Origin of the sequence: Paenibacillus sp. JJ-223 (assembly GCF_927798175.1) — a bacterium.
Classification (GTDB): domain Bacteria; phylum Bacillota; class Bacilli; order Paenibacillales; family Paenibacillaceae; genus Paenibacillus; species Paenibacillus hubeiensis.
Map to the genome: position 1 here is coordinate 1 of NZ_CAKMMP010000009.1, position 19831 is coordinate 19831.

The 19831-nt window shown below is 49.0% G+C and carries 14 protein-coding genes and 1 pseudogene; 12 read left to right on the plus strand and 3 right to left on the minus strand.

The features are described from left to right. Nucleotides 1-201 precede the first annotated feature (201 nt). From L6H98_RS16480 to L6H98_RS16495, 4 genes and pseudogenes are all read left to right on the plus strand, one after another. A complete protein-coding gene (locus L6H98_RS16480; protein ID WP_236416747.1) occupies nucleotides 202-654 on the plus strand; it encodes an SUKH-3 domain-containing protein in 453 nt (150 codons plus the stop codon). A 321-nt stretch (nucleotides 655-975) separates the two neighbouring features. Next, nucleotides 976-1332 (plus strand): annotated as a pseudogene (locus tag L6H98_RS16485) (SMI1/KNR4 family protein); the annotation flags it as partial. 47 nt (nucleotides 1333-1379) lie between these two features. Next, nucleotides 1380-1847: a DUF2004 domain-containing protein gene (locus L6H98_RS16490; protein ID WP_236416749.1), complete on the plus strand. Its 468-nt coding sequence runs from the start codon at nucleotides 1380-1382 to the stop codon at nucleotides 1845-1847. Nucleotides 1848-2036: 189 nt separating this feature from the next. Beyond that, entirely contained in the window at nucleotides 2037-2759 is a 723-nt protein-coding gene (locus tag L6H98_RS16495; RefSeq protein ID WP_236416750.1) for an Imm3 family immunity protein, read from the plus strand. Nucleotides 2760-2835: 76 nt separating this feature from the next. Here L6H98_RS16495 and L6H98_RS16500 read toward each other — a convergent pair whose 3' ends face one another. Further along, the gene (locus L6H98_RS16500; RefSeq protein WP_236416751.1) at nucleotides 2836-3915 is read right to left on the minus strand and encodes a bifunctional 3-deoxy-7-phosphoheptulonate synthase/chorismate mutase; all 1080 of its coding nucleotides are present in this window, start codon (nucleotides 3913-3915) and stop codon (nucleotides 2836-2838) included. Between the two features lie 528 nt (nucleotides 3916-4443). Between L6H98_RS16500 and L6H98_RS16505 the strand changes: the two genes are divergently transcribed. The 3 genes from L6H98_RS16505 to L6H98_RS16515 all read left to right on the plus strand — a co-directional run bounded on the left by L6H98_RS16505 (nucleotide 4444) and on the right by L6H98_RS16515 (nucleotide 9108). Further along, nucleotides 4444-5427 carry a LacI family DNA-binding transcriptional regulator gene (locus tag L6H98_RS16505; protein WP_236416752.1) on the plus strand — a complete coding sequence of 328 codons (984 nt, stop codon included), beginning with the start codon at nucleotides 4444-4446 and terminating at the stop codon, nucleotides 5425-5427. 158 nt (nucleotides 5428-5585) lie between these two features. Continuing rightward, complete coding sequence (locus L6H98_RS16510; protein ID WP_236416753.1) at nucleotides 5586-7082, plus strand: sucrose-6-phosphate hydrolase; 1497 nt, start codon at nucleotides 5586-5588, stop codon at nucleotides 7080-7082. Between the two features lie 31 nt (nucleotides 7083-7113). After that, the gene (locus L6H98_RS16515; RefSeq protein WP_236416754.1) at nucleotides 7114-9108 is read left to right on the plus strand and encodes a sucrose-specific PTS transporter subunit IIBC; all 1995 of its coding nucleotides are present in this window, start codon (nucleotides 7114-7116) and stop codon (nucleotides 9106-9108) included. Nucleotides 9109-9521: 413 nt separating this feature from the next. Here L6H98_RS16515 and L6H98_RS16520 read toward each other — a convergent pair whose 3' ends face one another. Beyond that, nucleotides 9522-10421: a manganese catalase family protein gene (locus tag L6H98_RS16520; protein WP_236416756.1), complete on the minus strand. Its 900-nt coding sequence runs from the start codon at nucleotides 10419-10421 to the stop codon at nucleotides 9522-9524. Between the two features lie 212 nt (nucleotides 10422-10633). Next, nucleotides 10634-12358, minus strand: coding sequence for a cellulase family glycosylhydrolase (locus tag L6H98_RS16525; RefSeq protein ID WP_236416758.1), 1725 nt, complete (start codon nucleotides 12356-12358; stop codon nucleotides 10634-10636). A 363-nt stretch (nucleotides 12359-12721) separates the two neighbouring features. On the opposite strand from L6H98_RS16525, the gene L6H98_RS16530 reads away from it, so the two are divergent. The 5 genes from L6H98_RS16530 (at nucleotide 12722) to L6H98_RS16550 (ending at nucleotide 19601) form a co-directional block, all read left to right on the plus strand. Next, nucleotides 12722-14161 carry a 6-phospho-beta-glucosidase gene (locus tag L6H98_RS16530; protein WP_236416759.1) on the plus strand — a complete coding sequence of 480 codons (1440 nt, stop codon included), beginning with the start codon at nucleotides 12722-12724 and terminating at the stop codon, nucleotides 14159-14161. A 384-nt stretch (nucleotides 14162-14545) separates the two neighbouring features. Then, a complete protein-coding gene (gene licT / locus L6H98_RS16535; protein WP_236416760.1) occupies nucleotides 14546-15376 on the plus strand; it encodes a BglG family transcription antiterminator LicT in 831 nt (276 codons plus the stop codon). Nucleotides 15377-15588: 212 nt separating this feature from the next. Beyond that, the gene (locus L6H98_RS16540; protein WP_236416761.1) at nucleotides 15589-17475 is read left to right on the plus strand and encodes a beta-glucoside-specific PTS transporter subunit IIABC; all 1887 of its coding nucleotides are present in this window, start codon (nucleotides 15589-15591) and stop codon (nucleotides 17473-17475) included. Nucleotides 17476-17676: 201 nt separating this feature from the next. Then, complete coding sequence (tnpB, locus tag L6H98_RS16545; RefSeq protein WP_236416762.1) at nucleotides 17677-18783, plus strand: IS200/IS605 family element RNA-guided endonuclease TnpB; 1107 nt, start codon at nucleotides 17677-17679, stop codon at nucleotides 18781-18783. Nucleotides 18784-18974: 191 nt separating this feature from the next. After that, on the plus strand, nucleotides 18975-19601 hold the full coding sequence (locus L6H98_RS16550) for an SMI1/KNR4 family protein (RefSeq protein ID WP_236416763.1): 627 nt from the start codon (nucleotides 18975-18977) through the stop codon (nucleotides 19599-19601). Nucleotides 19602-19831 lie beyond the last annotated feature (230 nt).

Genomic DNA, 19831 nt, shown 5'->3' on the forward strand with positions numbered 1-19831 from the left:
GTCTTATATCTATTGAGTAATCATCGTCTACAAAAGGAAGAAAAAGAGACGTGACCTTAGAATTTGTATTCCTATAAATTATTGATAATGTATCTTTCACGAAAATATTAAATCTGCTAAGTTCATATTTATGTCTGGAAACTGTTAGCTTAAGTCCTAGGTAGCTTAAATAATACAGAAGCTCAAAGGGGTTGTCATTATATGCACCAAGCAGTAGGGCACATTCTTAGTGAAACAGGTTGGTTTATCAAACGTGAAATGGATATCAGTAATTATCTGGATTTTTTAAAGAACGATAACTACATTATTTTCGATAGGGCCATACAAGTTTTAAAAGCATATGGTGGGTTGAAAATTCAATTCAAGAATCCTCGAAAACCGGATCAATATTTAACTTTGAATACTGATCCTGAACATGCAGGAGAATCTATTTTTCGTGAGCTTGTCACAAGATATGAGGAACACTGTAATGAATCATTTATAATTCTAGGGGAAATCGCTTCTATTGATATGACATGGTATGTTGGTTCATCAGGAACATTTTACGGAGGTAATGATGATTTTCTTATTTATTTAGGAGATACCTTCGAAGAAGCTTTATATCATGTTGTTATGGGTGCAAACCTAGACATGATAACTATAGATAGTGACTGAACCTGTATAACTTGCACAAAACATGGAGGCTACTGAATCAGAAAAATATAATTTACACTAGACGTACTTTAGGTTCGCATAACTGGTGTGAGAATGGCCATGTGCAAAAGGTTCTTGCGTGCGATGATTCAGAAATGAATTGCACTCAAGTAGTTAGGCGTATGCTAAAAAAGACAGAAGTAAGGGGTGAAGAAAGTGAGAGTGGATGTGAGTACAATTGTCTTTCCATTGCCCACCGATGAATTATTAGACGAAGTGGAGCGAGGCTTGAGAATTTCATTTCCTGAAACATATAGGAATTTTATCTAAGAAAATAATGGAGCTGTACCACAGACAAACGTGTTTAGATATAATCAGCATGAATATGTGATTGAAAAATTTCTTTGTGTACTGAATGACAGCGAGTCTGATCTGACGAATGGTTGGTATGATGTCGAAGTTGTTATTACACAATTAAGTGAAAGATTAACTGATGATGAAGATTTAGTGGGAATACATATCGTTCCTATTGCAGCGTTATTTTCAGGAGATTTTGTTTGTTTGGATTTTAGAGAGACTGAAGAGCCCACTGTCGTAATCTGGTTTCATGAAGAGTCAGAAGAATTTTCTCCTGTAACACGAAAGGTCGCTTCAAATCTATCTGAATTTTTCGGAATGCTAACAGAGGAAGAAATGTGACTACATGAGGAGAGTTGATTTTAAGAAATAGAGGAGGAAATCATTTCATGAAAATTTATGATGTGGTGTTTGGCGAACTCGACTATGATTATATTTGGTCCAAGGATACGACTATGAATTATTTTGGGGTTAAGACTCCAATAACCCTTATTATTGAAGGAGATGAGGACGGGGTATTCGATGATGATCAATATTCGGCTTACCAAAGTTTAATGGAAGATTGGGAGGAAATACAACAGAATTTACTTCAACCTATTTTAAACTATTATCTACAAAAACGTCATGAGTTAGGCTATGACATAGCTTTTAATGAAAGTTATCCTTTCGTGGATACAACTGAGCAATTAAAAAAAATGATGACCTTAGATAGTATTGTTGTTTCGTATGGAGATCTTAATAAAGAACGGGATATTGGATTTCTTTTTAGTTGTACGTGGGATTCAGAAAATGGCTTAGGCATTCGTTTATTAGATGAAAAAGTAGTTGATGTAGGATACCAAGATGTTGCGATATAAAACTTAGGGTGAACTCAATTCAGATATTTGAACTAAGACTTATTGAGTTTTACTGAATCGGAGAAAGGCGATGTTGAATGAGAACCAAATTGTGAAAGACATTCGAAATGCCCTCAAGAGCAATCAATTCGATAATATACAGGTTATGTTTGAAAATTTAAGTTTATCTAAAGAAGGAAGGTCAGTCTAATGAAACGTAACTATGAAGCATTATTCGGCTCATTTTATCAAAGGTATCTGGATTGGAAAAATGAAGAAATGAGTGACGCTGAGGCACTCGCCATTACATACGATGCTTACTATAGCATAATGAATAGAGGCGAAATGGAGAAAGCTGTCGTGAACATTGCAGCAGCAACAGTGTCATTAACACATACCAAGGTCTATTGTAAATTTAAAGTGCATGTCATGGAGCAGCTTCTTTCCTTAAATAAGGAAAAACTTCGTAGTGTAATACAGACGGATGAATACAAGGATATCGTTGAACGTATGGAAAAAGTCCTTGAAAAGTTTGAAGACATGGCAATAGATCAGAGTGAATTCGCAAGATGGCACTATTTTGAAATGGAGAAAGCAGTGAAAGAGTGTTTCGCCATACTCCTGAACGTTACTAGAGATGAAGATGAGTTAGTTGGGAATGTCCTGAATCGATTTGAACGTGATTGTAATAATACGCCTTCTGAAAACATGGTGATAAAAACAACCCTTGCAGAGTTGATAATTAGACATCGAATCGAAGTCAAAGATCAGTTTGCCCGTATCAAGCGTGAGTTGGAACGGTTCGATATACATAAAGTCGGTCAAGACTTAACTGAATTTGAAAAAAGGGACTTGTCGCTCCGGATCGGAGAGATATTAGGCTTGAATGGACCGCTTGAGAATACTAGATTTGATGATAAAAATCAGATTTGATCCTGAGCATTTCAAATTAGGATGAACCGCCTCTGTCTTTATTGGACGAGGCGGTTCATTTCTTTTAAAACCCAGTCTACCCCTTCAACAGCCCCGACTCCCTCACGGTGGCGAGGAACTCGTTGAACTGCGGGATGTTCAGCTGCTGCGCTGCATCGGAGAGAGCTACGGCCGGGTTCGGGTGCACCTCCACCATGACGCCGTCGGCGCCTGCGGCGAGAGCGGCTTTGGCGCAAGGGGCAAGGATGTCTTTGCGGCCCGTGGAATGCGTGACATCGACAAGCACCGGCAGATGCGTTTCCTGTTTCAGGATCGGCACGGCCGAAATGTCGAGCGTGTTGCGCGTTGCTTTCTCATAGGTGCGGATGCCGCGCTCGATCAGCATGACTTGTTTGTTGCCGCGGGAGACGACGTACTCCGCCGCATGCACGAACTCGTCGATCGTCGCCGCCAGACCACGTTTCAGCAGGATCGGAATGTTGACATCGCCTGCAGCCTTGAGCAGCTCGAAATTCTGCATGTTGCGCGCGCCGATCTGGATGACGTCGATGTAATCGCCGGCAAGCTCGATGTGATCCGGGTGAACGATCTCGCTGATCGTTTTCAAGCCGAACTCATCGGCAACTTCCTTCAGTATTTTCAGCCCCTCAATGCCAAGTCCCTGGAAATCGTATGGCGAGGTGCGCGGTTTGAAGGCACCGCCGCGCATGACGCTGATGCCTGCGGCCTTGAGCGCTGCAGCGACTTCGCGCACTTGTTCGTAACTCTCGACCGAGCAAGGCCCGGCGATCATGATTGGCGTTCCCGCACCGACCTGCACGTCGCCAATGGAGACGATGGTATCCTCTTGCTGGTTTTTGCGGCTGACGAGCAGATGTTTTTTGTGTTCGTCGACTTGCAAATTCAGCGAAGCCTGGAAGATTTGCTTGAATAAGAGCTTGATCGCATCGTTATGGAACGGCCCCGGATTGGCTGCGGTCAGTTCCTCCAGCATTTCTTTTTCACGCACAGGATCGAATTTGGGCACGCCTTGTTTTTCTTTGATTTGCCCGATTTCCTGCACGACGCTGGCCCGTTCGGACAACAGGTGAAGCAGGCCGTGGTTGATTTCGTTCAAGCGGCTTCTTAACGTTTCGAGCTCGGTATTCTGTTCCATGGACAATGCACTCCTTCGACATTTGGATTGGTTCTGATTCGCAAAAAACAAAAAAAGCCCTTCATCCGCAAGGGACGAAGAAGCCGTGGTACCACCCTAATTAGAAACGGCAGCGCTGCCTTGCAGCGAGCTGTTTCTCACTTAACCTTTTAACGCAAGGATACGGATTGTCCTAGGAGCTGTAGAAACCCTGAAAAGGTTAGCCCTTCAGCAATCGGCTCGGGAGTGAACTTCGGCGGCATGCTGCTTTCGGGTGCTTCCAGTCTCCGGCACCGCGTCCCTGTAATGAACATGTAATCCGCGTACTCTTTCCGTCATGGCTTTTATAAAGTAATTTTATTCTGATCCCGTCAATAGGTGACATGAAATGAATTGAAGTCATAATAGCATGCTCCGGAATTGATCGCAAGATGACGGATTGACGCATTCATGTGATAAAGTAAATAGACTCATTCGCCATGGGACAGGGATTCGCAGTATAATATAAATAATGACGATTATTATGCAATTTCTGCAAAAGGGGTAATTATGAACAAAACGATTTCGGATATCGCCCAATTGGCGGGAGTCGCAAAGAGCACGGTTTCCCGGTTCCTCAACGGTGGATCGGTCAGCGAGGATACGCGCCAACGCATTGAGCGGATTATCAAACAATACAACTACGTTCCCAACACCTTTGCCCAAAGCTTGAAGGCCAAGCGGGCAAGCATCATCGGCACGGTTGTCCCGCGCCTGGACTCCTTTGCCACGTCCCAGACGCTGATCGGCATCGATGAGGAACTGCGCAGCAACCAATACCAGATGCTGATTGCGAACACAAGCCAGGACATGCAGCGGGAAATCGATGCCATTTACGATTTTGCCAGACAGAAAGTTTCCGGCATCATCCTGCTTGCGGCCGAGGTGACGGAAGCACATCTGAAAGCGGCGGATGACATCGCCATCCCGGTCATATTGGTCGGACAGCAGCATGAACGGCTTCATAGCGTCGTCCATAATGACGACCAGGCCGGTTATGAAATGGGCAAGCATGTGCTGCAAAACGGACATCGCGAGATCAGTTATTTGGGTGTAACCGAACGGGATCAGGCCGTGGGCATTCACCGGAAGCAAGGGTTTCGGCGTGCCATCGCGGAATGTCCAGGATGTAATGTAACCTACCATGAGTCGAGCTTTAAGATGTCGGAGGCAGCACATACGGCTGAGCAGGTGTTAAACAACGATAGGTCATCGATGGTTGTATGCGCGACAGACAATATTGCATTGGCCGTGATGAAAACGGCTTTTGCCGCCAAAAGGCAGATTCCGCAGGATATATCCGTGAGCGGTTTCGGTGGATATGACATCACGGAGATGATCAATCCTGCGCTGACCACGGTACGATACCATTATACTCAGGCCGGGAGAATCGCGGCCAGCCACATTATCCGGCTTGTTGCGGGAGAACCGGTGGAGAAGTGCGCCGTGCTCGACGTGGAGCTGATTTCCCGAGAAAGCGTTGACAAATTATAAAAAAATCCTTTATGATAGTCCCATCGAACCGGTTCCAAACTTCTGCGGAAAAGCAGGAACCTTGAGAAGAATTCCTGATGGGATTATTTTTTTGCGTTGTTCGGAACCGGTTCCGTTCTTGGACGAAAACAGCAATGGCAAGGGTGGGAGTACTCGATATGAAAATGACCCGAGAACGGCTTTACCGTCGGCTTGAACAGGCCGATCCAGGTGAATTGCGCAAACTTGAAGCGCTCATCGCCGCATGTCCGTGGCGGCAGCAATATCATATTCAGCCCCAAACGGGGCTGCTGAACGACCCGAACGGTTTTGCCTTTTACCAAGGCTATTATCACCTGTTCTATCAATGGTTCCCGCTTGGAACGGAGCATGGCATGAAGTATTGGTACCACGTTCGTTCCAGTGATCTGGTGCATTGGGAAGACAGGGGAATCGGCATCCATCCGGGCGATCCACAGGATTCGCATGGTGCCTATTCGGGCAGCGCCATCGAGAAGGATGGCAAACTGATGCTGATGTATACAGGCAATACAAGGGATGAACGATGGATCAGGCATCCGTACCAATGCCTTGCGGTCATGGATGAAGATGATGTGGTGATTAAACGCGAAACCCCTGTTATCCCGGCCGTGCCGCCTGGATACACGGACCATTTCAGGGACCCGAAGGTATGGCAAGACGGAGAATGGTATTACTGTATCATAGGAGCCCAGCGCGAGAACGAGACCGGCTGCGCCGTGTTATATCGCTCGCCCGACATGTTGGAGTGGACGCTTTTGGGCGAGCTGCGGACGAATTTGAACGAATTCGGATATATGTGGGAGTGTCCGGATTATATGGAGCTGGATGGCCAGGGTGTACTGATTTTTTGCCCTCAAGGGTTGCAACCGGAAGGGGATCGATACAACAACATCTATCAATCCGGCTATCTCATCGGTGAAGCGCTCGATCCGGAAACGTTAACATTCAACCACGGCGATTTCAGGGAACTGGATCGCGGGTTTGATTTCTATGCACCCCAGACGATGGCAGCTCCGGATGGCAGACGCATACTTGTCGGATGGATGGGATTGCCCGATCTGGCGTATCCGACGGACGGCAGCGGTTGGGCGCATTGCCTGACGATTCCGCGGCAGCTGAGCATTAGAGACGGCAAACTCATTCAACAGCCCGTCGATGAAATGGTGAAGCTGCGCATGACCGAAACGAAGCAGACCGTCGGCGTGACCCTTGAAAACGAAACCAGAACAATCCCTGGCTTCGCCGGCACGGCGTTTGAACTGGACTGCATCATTGACAGCTGCGATGCCGATCGTTTCGGCATTGAATTCCGCTCGAGCGAGCAGGAAAAAACGGTCATATGGTATGACCGGGCGGAGCAGAAGCTGGTGCTGGATCGTTCGTCGTCCGGGGCGGCGCTGGCCGAAGCCAACGGCAGCGTGCGTCGATGCTCCCTAAGCGGCGAAACGATCCGGCTTCGCATGTTCGTGGATACGTCATCGGTCGAAATCTTCGTGAACGAAGGGGAAGAAGTTTTCACGAGCCGGATTTTCCCAAGCCAAACGAGTGATGGCATCCGTTTCTTCGCCCACGGCGGCAGAGCGACATTTAAAGCAAGCAAGTGGGATTACGAGCATCAAAATGCAAAACGTTAAACAATCATCAGGCACGAAGGGAATGAATTCCATGTCCGACAATCAACAGATCGCTCGCGAAGTCATCCAGGCCGTCGGCGGCAAGGATAATATCGCATCGTTTGCGCACTGCGCAACCCGGCTTCGCATCATGGTGAACGACAAGGACAAAATCGACCAAAAACAGGTCGAAACCATCGACAAAGTCAAAGGTGCATTTTTTAACTCGGGGCAGTACCAGATCATTTTTGGCACGGGAACGGTCAACCGGATCTATGAGGAAGTGGAGAAGCTCGGGATCGAAGGCACATCCAAGGAAGATTTGAAAGGCCAAAGCAAAAAGCAGGGCAACGTGTTTCAGCGAGGGATCCGGACCTTTGGCGACGTGTTTGTGCCCATCATTCCGGTGCTGGTGGCAACCGGGCTATTCATGGGTCTGCGCGGCCTGCTCACCCAGAGCGAGATTCTGGCGTTGTTCGGGGCTACGCCTGATGATATTTCGCCAAACTTTTTGCTCTTTACGCAAGTTCTGACCGATACGGCCTTCGCGTTTTTGCCGGCACTCGTGGCGTGGTCCGCATTCCGCGTATTCGGCGGCAGCCCCGTGCTCGGCATTGTTCTTGGTTTGATGCTGGTCAATCCGGCGCTGCCGAACGCGTATGCGGTCGCAGACGGATCGGCAAAGGCGCTGCACATGTTCGGCTTCATACCGGTCGTCGGTTACCAAGGTTCGGTCCTGCCCGCCTTCTTTGTGGGCTTGATCGGCGCCAAATTTGAAAAGTTTCTCCGAAAGCGGGTACCTGAAGCGCTGGATCTGATCCTTACGCCGTTCATTACGCTTGCTGTCATGATCACGCTGGGTTTGTTCGCCATCGGCCCGGTATTCCATTCCCTGGAGGAATGGGTGCTGCACGGCACAACCGCCGTTCTGGATCTGCCGTTTGGCATTGCGGGGCTTGTGATCGGATTTTTGCATCAAATCATTGTGGTTACCGGCGTGCATCATATATTCAATTTTCTTGAGATACAATTGCTGGAGCGAACGGGTGCCAATGCATTCAACGCGATTATTACATGTGCCATTACGGCACAGGGGGCAGCTTGTCTGGCAGTTGGTTTGAAAACGAAAGATACGAAGTTAAAGGCGCTTGCCTTGCCTTCTTCATTCTCGGCTTTTCTAGGCATCACTGAACCGGCGATTTTCGGGGTCAACCTTCGTTTGATGAAACCGTTTATTATGGGTCTGGTCGGCGGCGCGGCAGGGGGCTTTCTGGCATCCCTGTTCCATTTGCAGGGCACGGGCATGGCGGTTACCGCGATCCCGGGAACGTTGCTGTACCTGAACAGCCAGCTGCCAGTGTACATTTTGACCAATGTAGTAGCGATGGGCATCGCGTTTGCGCTGACCTGGATGTTCGGTTACAAAAACAAGCCTGCAGCTTCGGAAAACGGATCTTCGAACGGCATGTCCGGTAACGGGGAGTCGATGGCAGATTCGGTAATTGCCTCGGACTCGGCATCCGCATCCGCTCCGTCACCTGTTCCAACAAGCATGGAAAAAGTGCGGGTTGACACGATGGATATAGCGGCCCCAATCACGGGTCAAGCCGTTGCTTTGGCCACCGTTCCCGATCCGGCCTTTGCGGAAGGGCACATGGGAGAAGGAATCGCTATCGAACCATCCGATGGCAAAGTATATGCTCCGTTCGAAGGCACCGTGGCACATGTCATGCACAAAAGCAAACATGCCGTCATTTTAGAGCATGCGACGGGAGCGCAAGTGCTGATTCACGTCGGCATCAACACCGTTGGTCTGAAAGGAGAAGGTTTCACGCTGCACGTGAGCAATGGCGATCATGTCTCGAAAGGACAGCTGTTGTTGGAATTTGATATGGAGCATATCCGGTCAGCCGGATTGCCGCTAATCACACCCGTTCTTGTGCCTGGTGGGAACGAAGAGATCGAGAGTGTGACGGTTGCCCGATCAGGGCCGGTGCAGGCAGGGCAGGATACGGTGCTTATAGTCAAATTCAAGAAGACAACATAGATCAAGAGAACTTGTTCCTTAACGACAGAGACAGGTGTGGTGAGGCATCTAGACCTACAGACCTCCAGTAGATGGAACTCATATTCCCGAAGGCAGGGCATGGTCATGCAGTGGACAATCACTGCATTGACCATGCCTTTTTTCTTTACTTTTGGTCTTTGAATCCAACTTGCCGCAATGCTGCGGGAAAGGACTATATAAACCGCAAAAAAGAAAGTTACACACGTTAACGGAGAGGCAGAACCAATCTGGAGAAGCGAAGCGGTCGCATTTATCACCGGATTTTCCCTTTGAAAAAAGGGATATGAAAAAATCTGGGGATAACAGCGATCGGAAGATGGTACTGCACTCGCAGTGCCTTGTGTGATTGTTTAGTGCGGTTTATATAGCTGACCTCGTGCCTGCGACGCCGATTACAACCCCGCAGACCGTTTCAGCCGCTCCGCGATTTGCTGCAGGTCTTCCTGAGAGATGCCCGGAGCGAACTCTTCCGACAACTCCGGAAGTTCAGGGATGGGCCCGCTGTAACCGGGGAGCCCTGCATACGCTTCCAGTTTGCCGCCGTCGCGGGGATGGGTTCCTTTCCAGATCTGCGCAATCTGCTGGTAATCCTTGTCGCTGAACGTATACAATCTGCGGTGTTCGCCCAAGGCCTCCCATTTTCGGGTTGCATCGAACACGCTGTTATCGAGGTTCGGCACAGGCAGCATTTTGGTGACATCCACGCCGGTCGCAATTTCGAGCGCTTTTGCATAAGCCAGAATATGTACGCCGCCCCGGACAAGCAAATAACCGGTCATCGCCCTTGCCGTGGGATGATCCGTCATTTCGTACACTCTCATTTTGTGGGTCCTTGCATTGCATTCCAGAAAAAAGTTATGCAGCAGATCAACGATGAGATTGCCTGTGCTGGTTACGAAGGTGCCGTTCCAGGGTCTGCCCATGGAGTCATAAGGGAGGGCCGTTTGGGCCGATTCGATAAACAGGGAGGACATGCGAAGATCCTTGGTGTTGCGAAGCGGGGTCGCATCTGGATCGCCCGGAGAAGTCGTGCCGACGAGCATCAGGTTGATTGTGTTGGCCACGAGCTCCACATGCCCGAACTCCTCGGCGGTTATGCTGGCAACAATGTCGTAAAAGGGTCTCAGCTTGGTTTTGCCTCTGAAGTTGAACGACTGGAACAAGTAATTGTTCAGCGTGGACATTTCCCCGAAACGCCCGCCCATCAGCTCCTGAACCGCAGAGGCTCCGTTAGGGTCGGGATTGCTGCCGATCGGTAGTTCAATGGCAAGACGGTCTACCCGTTTAAACATGCGTTTCCCTCCTTATGCGTAGTTACATTACTGTTAAGGTATGAACCACGACTTGTACGTTATGCGGGAGGCAGATGCATCAAGCCCGTTTCGTGCTGGGGGAGGGTGAAGAGAAAGTCGTTCCGCCAAAAAAAACGCTCCCACGGAACATAAGCTCCGAAGGAACGCTTTTGGCAAAAATATGCTGGGCAGCATCCTCTGCTTTGGTTGAATCAGGCGGGTTCGCCGACAATGCTTGAGCCTTTTTTCGTTATTTTGTACGATACCACATCCCCGTTCCAGAAATGGAACTTCAGAATGATTTCGCCATCGTTGGTTTCCTTGAAAAACGCCGGCTTCAGCTCGATGACCTGACGATCATAATCCGGGCTGAATGTGTAAGCGAACTCCTTGAAGGAGGTCCAGTTTTGCGGTCCGGCGATCTCTCCGTTGGTATAATTCGCTTCCATGGTAGCCAATTGGTTGCCGTTAAAGGCCACCGGAATGGCGAACGATTCCGTCGTACCTGAGGCTTTGCTCAATACAGGCGTGGTGCTCGAAATGATATGGAACGTCCAGTCGGCTCCGTTGTTGAATTTGGCCGTAAGCTTGGCATTAACACCAAGCTCGCCGGAGGACGCAAGCTGTTTCAGGAGGTCAGCCTTGAGCGTCAGCGTGTCGCCTTTTAGGGTATAATGCTTCACTTTGATCAGTGACGTGCTGCCGTTCGTGAGTGAACGAAGTTTGTTGCCGTTCAGGTTCAGCTTAATGGTTCTGTCTTGCACGGCTTCGCCTGCGTTCAGGTAAATCAGATCGGTCTCAGCTGTGGCGGAGCGGCCTTCCCAGCCAGCTTTCATGACATTGTACAGCTCCGGGTCTGACCAGGTATAATCCGTACGGCTAAAGTGCTGTCCATTGTCCCACAGCATGGTCGTCATTTGTTTTTGATGCAGGTAATGGGCGATGAATTCGAAAAATTTGAGTTTCTCACCTTGTTCGATGACGCCCGTATGCTGGTCGAAACCGAGCAGGCCGTATTCGCCGACGATGACGGGAATGCCTTTAGCCGTGAAAGCATTGTACACACGATCAAATGTATCCGTGATATCTTTTTGTACTTCTTCGTTAAACGTCGTGTAACCGGCAATGTTCACGCTGAACGGCCAGAAACCGTAATAATGCACCGTTGCAATGATATGGGGATCATTCAATTTGGCAATCGTTTGGTTCAGCGCATCCAGATCGGCCTGGTTGGAGGACGTATGAAGCGTAGGCAGCACCAATGGACGATTGGCGTTGTTGGCACCGGAAGATCTGACGATCTTATGGAACGAAGTATTCAGCTCGTCGAGCATTCGGTAGGCTACCGCCTCATTGGTTGTCCCACCTTCGGTGAAACGTGGTTCGTTGATGCTTTCGAACATCAGCTTGTTGGACGAATGCTTGAATTTTTCGGCGATTTGCGTCCATACGGCATTGTAACGGGCCAGTACGTTGTCGTGGTCTTTTTCCATGTAACTGACCCATCTCCATGAATCATGGTGAACATTGAGCATGACGTAAAGATTAGCATCCAACGCCCAATCCACGACTTCTTGTACGCGATTCATGTAAGCGGAATCAATTTTGTATTCAGGTGCTTCGCCGATATGGGCTTCCCAGGTCACCGGAATGCGAATGCTTTTGTAGCCTTGTGCGGCGATGTTCTGAATCAATTCTTTGGTGATGCGGGGATTGCCCCAAGCCGTCTCATCTTCGCCGACCGCGTCAAGGGAATTTCCGAGATTCCAGCCTGGTTCCATATCACTGACGTAAGCCTGAATTTTGCTCGGAGCTGCAGTTTCATTGGCACTGCTGTTTTCGGCGGCATCCGCCGAAGCGACGGCAGAAGAGAGAAGGGAAAGGATCATCGCCGTGACCAGGGTGAAGTTCAAAAGTTTGGTCCGTTTTCTTTTCATTCAATTCTGTCTCCTTTGTGGTATATGTATTAGAATGACTGAAAGCGTTTTCGTAATATAACGTAACATAATATGGAAGGGGAAAACACCTTTAAAATTAGTTATGATTTCATATAAAAATTAGTGGTTTTTGACATGGGTATTACACGTTCCGCCAATCATTGAATTGACAAGAGCCCTAAATCTTGGTACAGTTTTATGCAACCGCATAATGCATTCTGGGAATGTTACCGATATGGGCATAACCTGAGCTGGCTTGTTTACATGACATGTGTAGACACGCTGGTTCGGGTTTTTTTGTTGCCTGGAATCGGAAAGGCGTGGTTGGACATACTTCACGAAGAATCGAAAGGAGAACTGGGCATGAGCAATTTCAAATTTCCCGAAAACTTTCTGTGGGGAGGAGCTCTCGCAGCCAATCAAGCGGAAGGAGCATATCTGGAAGACGGCAAAGGACTAAGCATTGTGGACCTGCTGCCTTCCGGGGAGAATCGCAGAAGCATCATGAAGGGCAATGTGCCTGGATTTACGCCGCAGGCAGGAGAGTTCTACCCTTCGCACGCAGCCATCGACTTTTACCATCGTTATCCGGAGGATATCGCTCTATTCGCGGAAATGGGATTCAAAGCGCTTCGTGTTTCCATTGCGTGGGCGCGCATTTTCCCAAGCGGGGAAGACGCGGCAGCGAACGAGGCCGGACTGCAGTTTTACGACAACCTGTTCGACGAAATGCTCAAGCACGGCATCGAACCCGTCGTGACGCTGGCTCATTTCGACGTGCCGGTTAACCTGATCGAAAAGTACGGCAGCTGGAGAAACCGCAAGCTGGTTCACCTGTTCGAAACGTATGCTAAAACCGTATTTACCCGTTACAAGGACAAGGTTAAATACTGGATGACCTTCAACGAAATCAACATGCTGCTGCATTTGCCGTTTCTTGGGGCAGGCCTGGCCTTTAAGGAAGGCGATAACGTCAAAGAAATCCAATACCAGGCGGCTCATCATCAGCTGGTCGCAAGTGCGTTGGCCGTCAAAGCATGTCATGAAATCATTCCGGGCGCCATGATTGGCTGCATGCTGGCAGCGGGCAGCTTCTACCCGTATACATGCAATCCGGAAGATGTGTTCCAGGGCATGGAGAAAGACCGGGAGTCCTACTTCTTCATCGACGTGCAGTCGCGCGGTGAATACCCGGGTTATGCCAAACGTTTCTTTAAAGATCACGGCTTAAACATCGTCATGGAAGCAGGCGATGCCGACATTTTGAAAAACCATACCGTGGATTACATCGGATTCAGCTATTATTCCAGCCGTACGACAAGCACCGATCCCGAAGTGGTCAAAAACATGACCAGCGGCAACGTATTCGGTTCCGTCGCGAACCCGTACCTGCAAAAATCCGATTGGGGCTGGACCATCGATCCGAAAGGTTTCCGAATCACGGCCAACCAGCTGCATGACCGTTACCAGAAACCGCTGTTTGTCGTCGAAAACGGTCTTGGGGCCAATGACGTCGTGGCGGCCGATGGCGAAATTCACGACGATTATCGCATTGATTACCTGAAGCGGCACATTGCCGAGATGGGCGAAGCGATTCAGGACGGCGTCGATATTATCGGTTATACGAGCTGGGGACCGATCGATATCGTCAGCGCCTCTTCCGGCGAGATGAAGAAACGCTACGGTTACATCTACGTGGATCGCGACAACGCCGGTAATGGGGATTTGAAGCGGATCAAGAAGAAAAGCTTCCATTGGTACAAAAAAGTGATCGCATCCGGGGGAACGGATCTGGAGGCATAGGCGATCGCCGGTTCAATTTGGAAGGTTCGTCGTACCTGGCGAATCTTCCGGGTTTCGGACTTCTGGTGAAAGCGTTGACATCCTTGCGAGTTCGCGCTATACTTGACGCAATTATATCGTTATGGGATTGTTACTACACAAGTGTAGGCAAAACCTAAGCATCCAAAAGCAGACGTCGGAGGCTTTTTCAGGCATTTCGGCCGATCTTGGTCTCATGGGTTTGTTTTCCCGTGCAGCGAGTTCGCCGCGCCGTATGAAAGGTTACGACTTGCCGCGAATGACGTTCGCCTGAACGTTTTTTCCTTTGCGATGCTTGAGGTTTTTTTTGCGTGCCCGGGTAACGATGGTTTGCAGTTACGAGTGGATCGTGAATGGGGGATGGAAGTGAAAATAGCCAAGGTCATCAACAACAATGTAATCAGCATCTATCAGGCAGACGGGGCTGAGCTTGTCGTTATGGGGCGCGGAATTGCCTTCAAGAAAAAGCCGGGAGACAGAGTAGACGAGACCCGCATTCAAAAGGTGTTTGCCCTGAAGAACAAGCAGACCTCCGACAATTTCAAAATGCTGCTGCGCGAGGTTCCGATCGAGCTGGTCGAAATCGTCGAAGAGGTCATCACGCACGCGAGAGATAACATGGGCAGAAACCTGAATGAAAACATCTATGTATCCTTGACGGACCACATCAATTTTGCGATAGAACGATACCGAGAAGGCGTCGAGATCAAAAATGCGATGCTGTGGGAAATCAAACAGCTGTACAAGTCCGAATTCGCGCTTGGGCTGCGCACGCTGGAACAGATCAAGTCCCGGCTCGGGTATGAGCTTCCGCAGGACGAAGCGGCCTTTATCGCCCTGCATGTCGTGAATGCCGAAATGAATGAAGAAGTCGTGACCACGATGAACATGACCAAATTCATTCAGCAAATTATCAATATTGCGAAATACCATTTCAAGATGGAGTTCGATGAGGAATCGCTCAGTTATTACCGCTTCATTACCCACTTGAAATTTTTCTCGCAGCGTGTGCTGAACGGAACGCATTACGACAATAACTACGACCACTTCTACGACATGATCAAGGAGAAGCATCGGGAAGCGGCGGCATGCACGGAAAAGATCGAAATGTTCGTCAAAAAGGAATATGACCACGAGCTGACGAACGAGGAAAAGCTGTATCTGACCGTGCACATTGAACGAGTGGTTAATCGTTAATAAATAACTGTTGACAGAAATGGTTAAATAATTATATTATGTGATTAACAGGAATTAAATACGATTGAACTGGGATTGTTACTGGTTATGCAGGCAAAACCTAAGCCATGAGAAGGTGTATGCTCGTTTGGGCACCTTTCTTCAAGGCTTAGGTTTTTTGCGTGCAAAAAAATCGAAATACGCCTGTCGCAGAAAACATGGGGGTGCAGAGGATGAGTCATGAAAAGCTGGCCAAAGAAATCGTACAGCTGGTCGGTGGGGAGAAAAACGTCGTTTCCCTGGTGCATTGCGCAACGCGTTTGCGGTTTGTACTGAAGGACGACGCCAAAGCCGACAAAGCAACATTGGAAAAAACGGAAGGCATCATTGCCGTGAAAGAAAACGGAGGACAATTTCAAGTCGTCATCGGCAACACGGTGCCTGAGGTGTATAGTGCCATCGGCAAAGTCAGCAACATTCTGGACGATGGCGATTCCAAAGAAAAAAAGGGCAAGTCCATTAAAGGCCTTGGTGGCATTATCGACGTCATTTCGAGCATCTTTGCTCCACTGCTCGGCGTTATGGCCGGAGCCGGGATTTTAAAAGGGCTGCTGCTGATTGCCACCAACGCCGGCTGGCTCGCAACGACGGATACAAGCTACATCATTCTGTACGCGGCTGCGGATAGCCTGTTTTATTTCCTGCCGCTGCTGTTAGCGGTTACAACTTCGCGCAAGTTCCAGGGCAACACCTTTGTCGCGTTGACGATCGCAGGCGCACTGATCTATCCGACCATCATTACGTTAAAAAATGAAGGCACGCCAACCGACTTTTTCGGCATTCCGGTGGTCCTGATGAGTTATTCATCCACGGTCATTCCGATCATCATTTCGGTTATCGTGATGAGTTTCCTGGAGAGATGGCTGAACAAAGTCATTCATCAAAGCGTCAAAAACTTCATTACGCCATTGCTGCTGTTAGTGATTATGGTTCCGCTTACGCTGATTGCGTTCGGACCGTTCGGCGTATACGTCGGTAATGCCATTGCATCTGCGCTGGTAGCCGCATTTGGTTTCAGTCCGCTGCTGGCTGGAGCGGTCATGGGTGCGGGCTGGCAGCTGTTCGTCATCTTCGGCGTGCACTGGGGCCTGGTGCCGATCTTCATCAACAACGTTGCGGTTCACGGCCGCGACGGCATCAAACCTGCCGCAACGGCATCCGTATTCGCCCAAACGGGCGCGGCTTTTGGAGTCATGCTTAGAACGAAAAACAAAAAGCTGAGAACCCTGGCCGGGTCCTCCACGCTCACGGCTCTGTTCGGCATCACCGAACCGGCCATCTACGGGGTAACGCTGCCGCTGAAACGGCCATTCATCGCAGGTATTATCGGCGGAGCGATCGGGGGAGCGATCATCGGCCAAGCGGGAACCCAAGCGTTTGCTTCCGGTGCGCCGGGACTGCTCACGCTGCCGATCTTCTACGGTCCAGGCGGACAAGGCTTCCCGGGCCTGATTATCGGGATCGTCGTTTCCTTTATCGTTTCGGCCGTATTGACATATATTATGGGCTTCAAAGATCCGGTGGAGGAAGAAGCGGCCAAAGGCGAAACAGCCAATAAATCCGCATCATCCGCACAAGCATCGACATTGACTGCTGCGGCAGACCAACTGGTGCTTAGCCCGATCCAAGGTACGATCGTGGATCTGGCGGAAGTTCCGGACCCGGCATTTTCATCCGGAGCGATGGGTCAGGGCGTTGCCATCGAGCCAAGCGTGGGGAAAGTGGTTGCTCCGTTCGACGGAACGGTAACGGTAGCCTTTAAGAAGAAACACGCATTGGCGGTCGTATCCGACAGCGGGGCTGAAATCCTGGTGCATGTCGGCGTGGACACCGTCAAGCTGGACGGACAGCATTTTGTGTCCCATATCAAGGAAGGCGACCGTGTAAAGGCAGGGGACCTGCTGCTCGAGTTCGACATCGCACAGATCAAGGCTGCCGGATACCATACGGTTACGCCGATTATCGTCACGAATTCTGCAAACTATGAACAAGTATTGCCTGCAAGCACGGGAGAGGTTCAGACGCAGGAGCCGCTCTTGAGCCTTCACGCTTCGAAATAGTTAGCATCTCAAATGTACAGCCATTTCCTAACTCGACAAACTTCGGTTTGTTTCGGGTAGGGAATGGCTTTCTTTATCGTTGAAGGCGAGAAGATCCCCTCCTCAAAAGCGTCAGCTTTAGGTGGGGAATGAATGGCCATTTTTTTCTATTCGGAACCGAACGTATGTGCTATAATTACTGCAAGAACGGAGGTGTGTGGCATGCTCTTCCATAAAGCATACAAGTATCGGATCTACCCCAATCGTACACAGCAGCAGTGGATCCATCAGATGTTTGGATGTTGCCGTTTTGTGTTCAACTATTTTCTGGGACAATGGAAGGATACGTTTGCCGCCACGGGCAAGGGCTTGTCGTACCATGCTTGTACCACGCAGCTTCCAGATCTAAAGCAAGAACATCCTTGGCTGAAAACAACGGATAGTATTGCCCTACAATCGGCTGTTCGGCATGTAGCCGATAGCTTTGATCGTTTTTTCAAGAAGCAGACGCAGGCTCCGCATTTCAAAAACCGCAAACATCCGATTCAAAGCTATACGACCCGATATACGAATGGAAATATCGCTGTGAATGGGAGGAAGCTGAAGCTCCCCAAGCTGGGGTGGCTGCGGTTTGCAAACTCCCGTCCCTGTGAAGGACGCATTCTCTCGGCTACGGTACGGCGAAATGCCGCGGGGAAGTATTTTGTATCGCTCATTTGTGAAGTGGAGATCGAGCCCTTGCGGGATAACGATAAGTCGGTAGGGATCGATCTCGGACTTAAAACGTTTGCGGTATCCTCCGAGGGTGTGCGGGTTACTCATCCGAAAGCCTGGAGCCGATATGAAAAGAAGTTGGCAAGCTGGCAGCGGAGGCTGGCCCGGCGCACGAAAGACGGTTCCAATTGGAAAAAAGCCAAACGGAAGATCGCCCGGATCCACGAGAGAATGGCGAATATCCGCCATGACTTTTTGCACAAGCTGTCCACCAAGCTGATTCGTGAAAACCAAACGATCAGCATCGAGGACTTAAAAGTGTCTAACATGCTCAAGAATCACAAGCTGGCCAAATCGATTGCCGATGCGTCCTGGAGTGAGTTCAGAAGACAACTCACGTATAAAGCGGAATGGTACGGGCGAACCCTCAAGATTGCGAATACGTTTGCTCCGACAAGTCAAACCTGCCATGTATGCGGAGCGCTACACCGAGAAGTAAAAGATCTTGCGGTACGGCAATGGGTGTGCCCATCCTGCCAGACCCTCCATGATCGGGATGTCAATGCAGCCCGAAACATTAAGGATGTTGCCATATCAATCGTCATATCGCCCTAGAACTGTGGGGACCACAGGGATCGCTTGGTCCACTTCGAATCAATAGGTTCGATGACCCAAGAATCCCCCACTTCAAGCGAAGGCTAAAGTGGTGGGAGTGTTCAATTGGAAAACATGATATCATTCAGAAGACCGCTTCAAGGTTGAATCATCTGGCAACTGGACTATTTTACATAAAGGGAGCCATTCTAATGAAGGAATACTTACAAAACATCGAACAGTGGTTAAGTGCGAATGCAGACAAGATTATTGAAAGTTCGTTGCAACCTCCGGCAAGCGAGCTTCAACTGTTAGAATTGGAAGCTGAACTAGGGAAAGCTTTGCCGAACGACTTTAAGCAGCTTTATTTGTGGAAGAATGGATTAACGGACGATGAAAATCTAGGCAGCTTATTTTATGGAATGGACTTTTATCCATTAGATCGGGTTAGGCAAGAATTTGACAGAAGAAGGGAATCTGACGGGAACTCCAATTTTGAACTGTTGACCGTCGACAAGGAGATTGATCCTTCCAACATGTATAATTCCGATTGGCTGCAGCTGGGCTTTGACGGATCGCACACCGGGTTGTTTCTGGATTTAGCACCCTCGATAGATGGACAATATGGACAGGTTATATTCATTGATGATGAATACCGCGTGGGGATTCTGGTAGCATCTACGATTAGAGAACTGGTAGCCCACTTCTCAAATGACCTCGTGAATGGATTATATCGTTTGGATGACGACGCATTGGATGAAGAGAATCATTACTTGGTGCCCGATGGGAAAATCAGCCTTGTGAACTGGAAAAATAGCGAAAGATGGGCTCGTTCATGAACGGCTTTTGACTTTTTTTCGCTGGAAAAATATAATATAGTTATTATTTCAATTGACATACGGAAGGAGCATAGACCGAAAATGACACATGCGATGAGACTGCGTTTCCTGACTTTGACCCGCTAATTAAATATGGTCAAGGCTCTGTTCGTTTGATCGGATCAGAGTAAACGGGATCAGTCTGTCCTTTTTTTCGGAAATGCTCATTTTAAATATAAGGGATAACGATG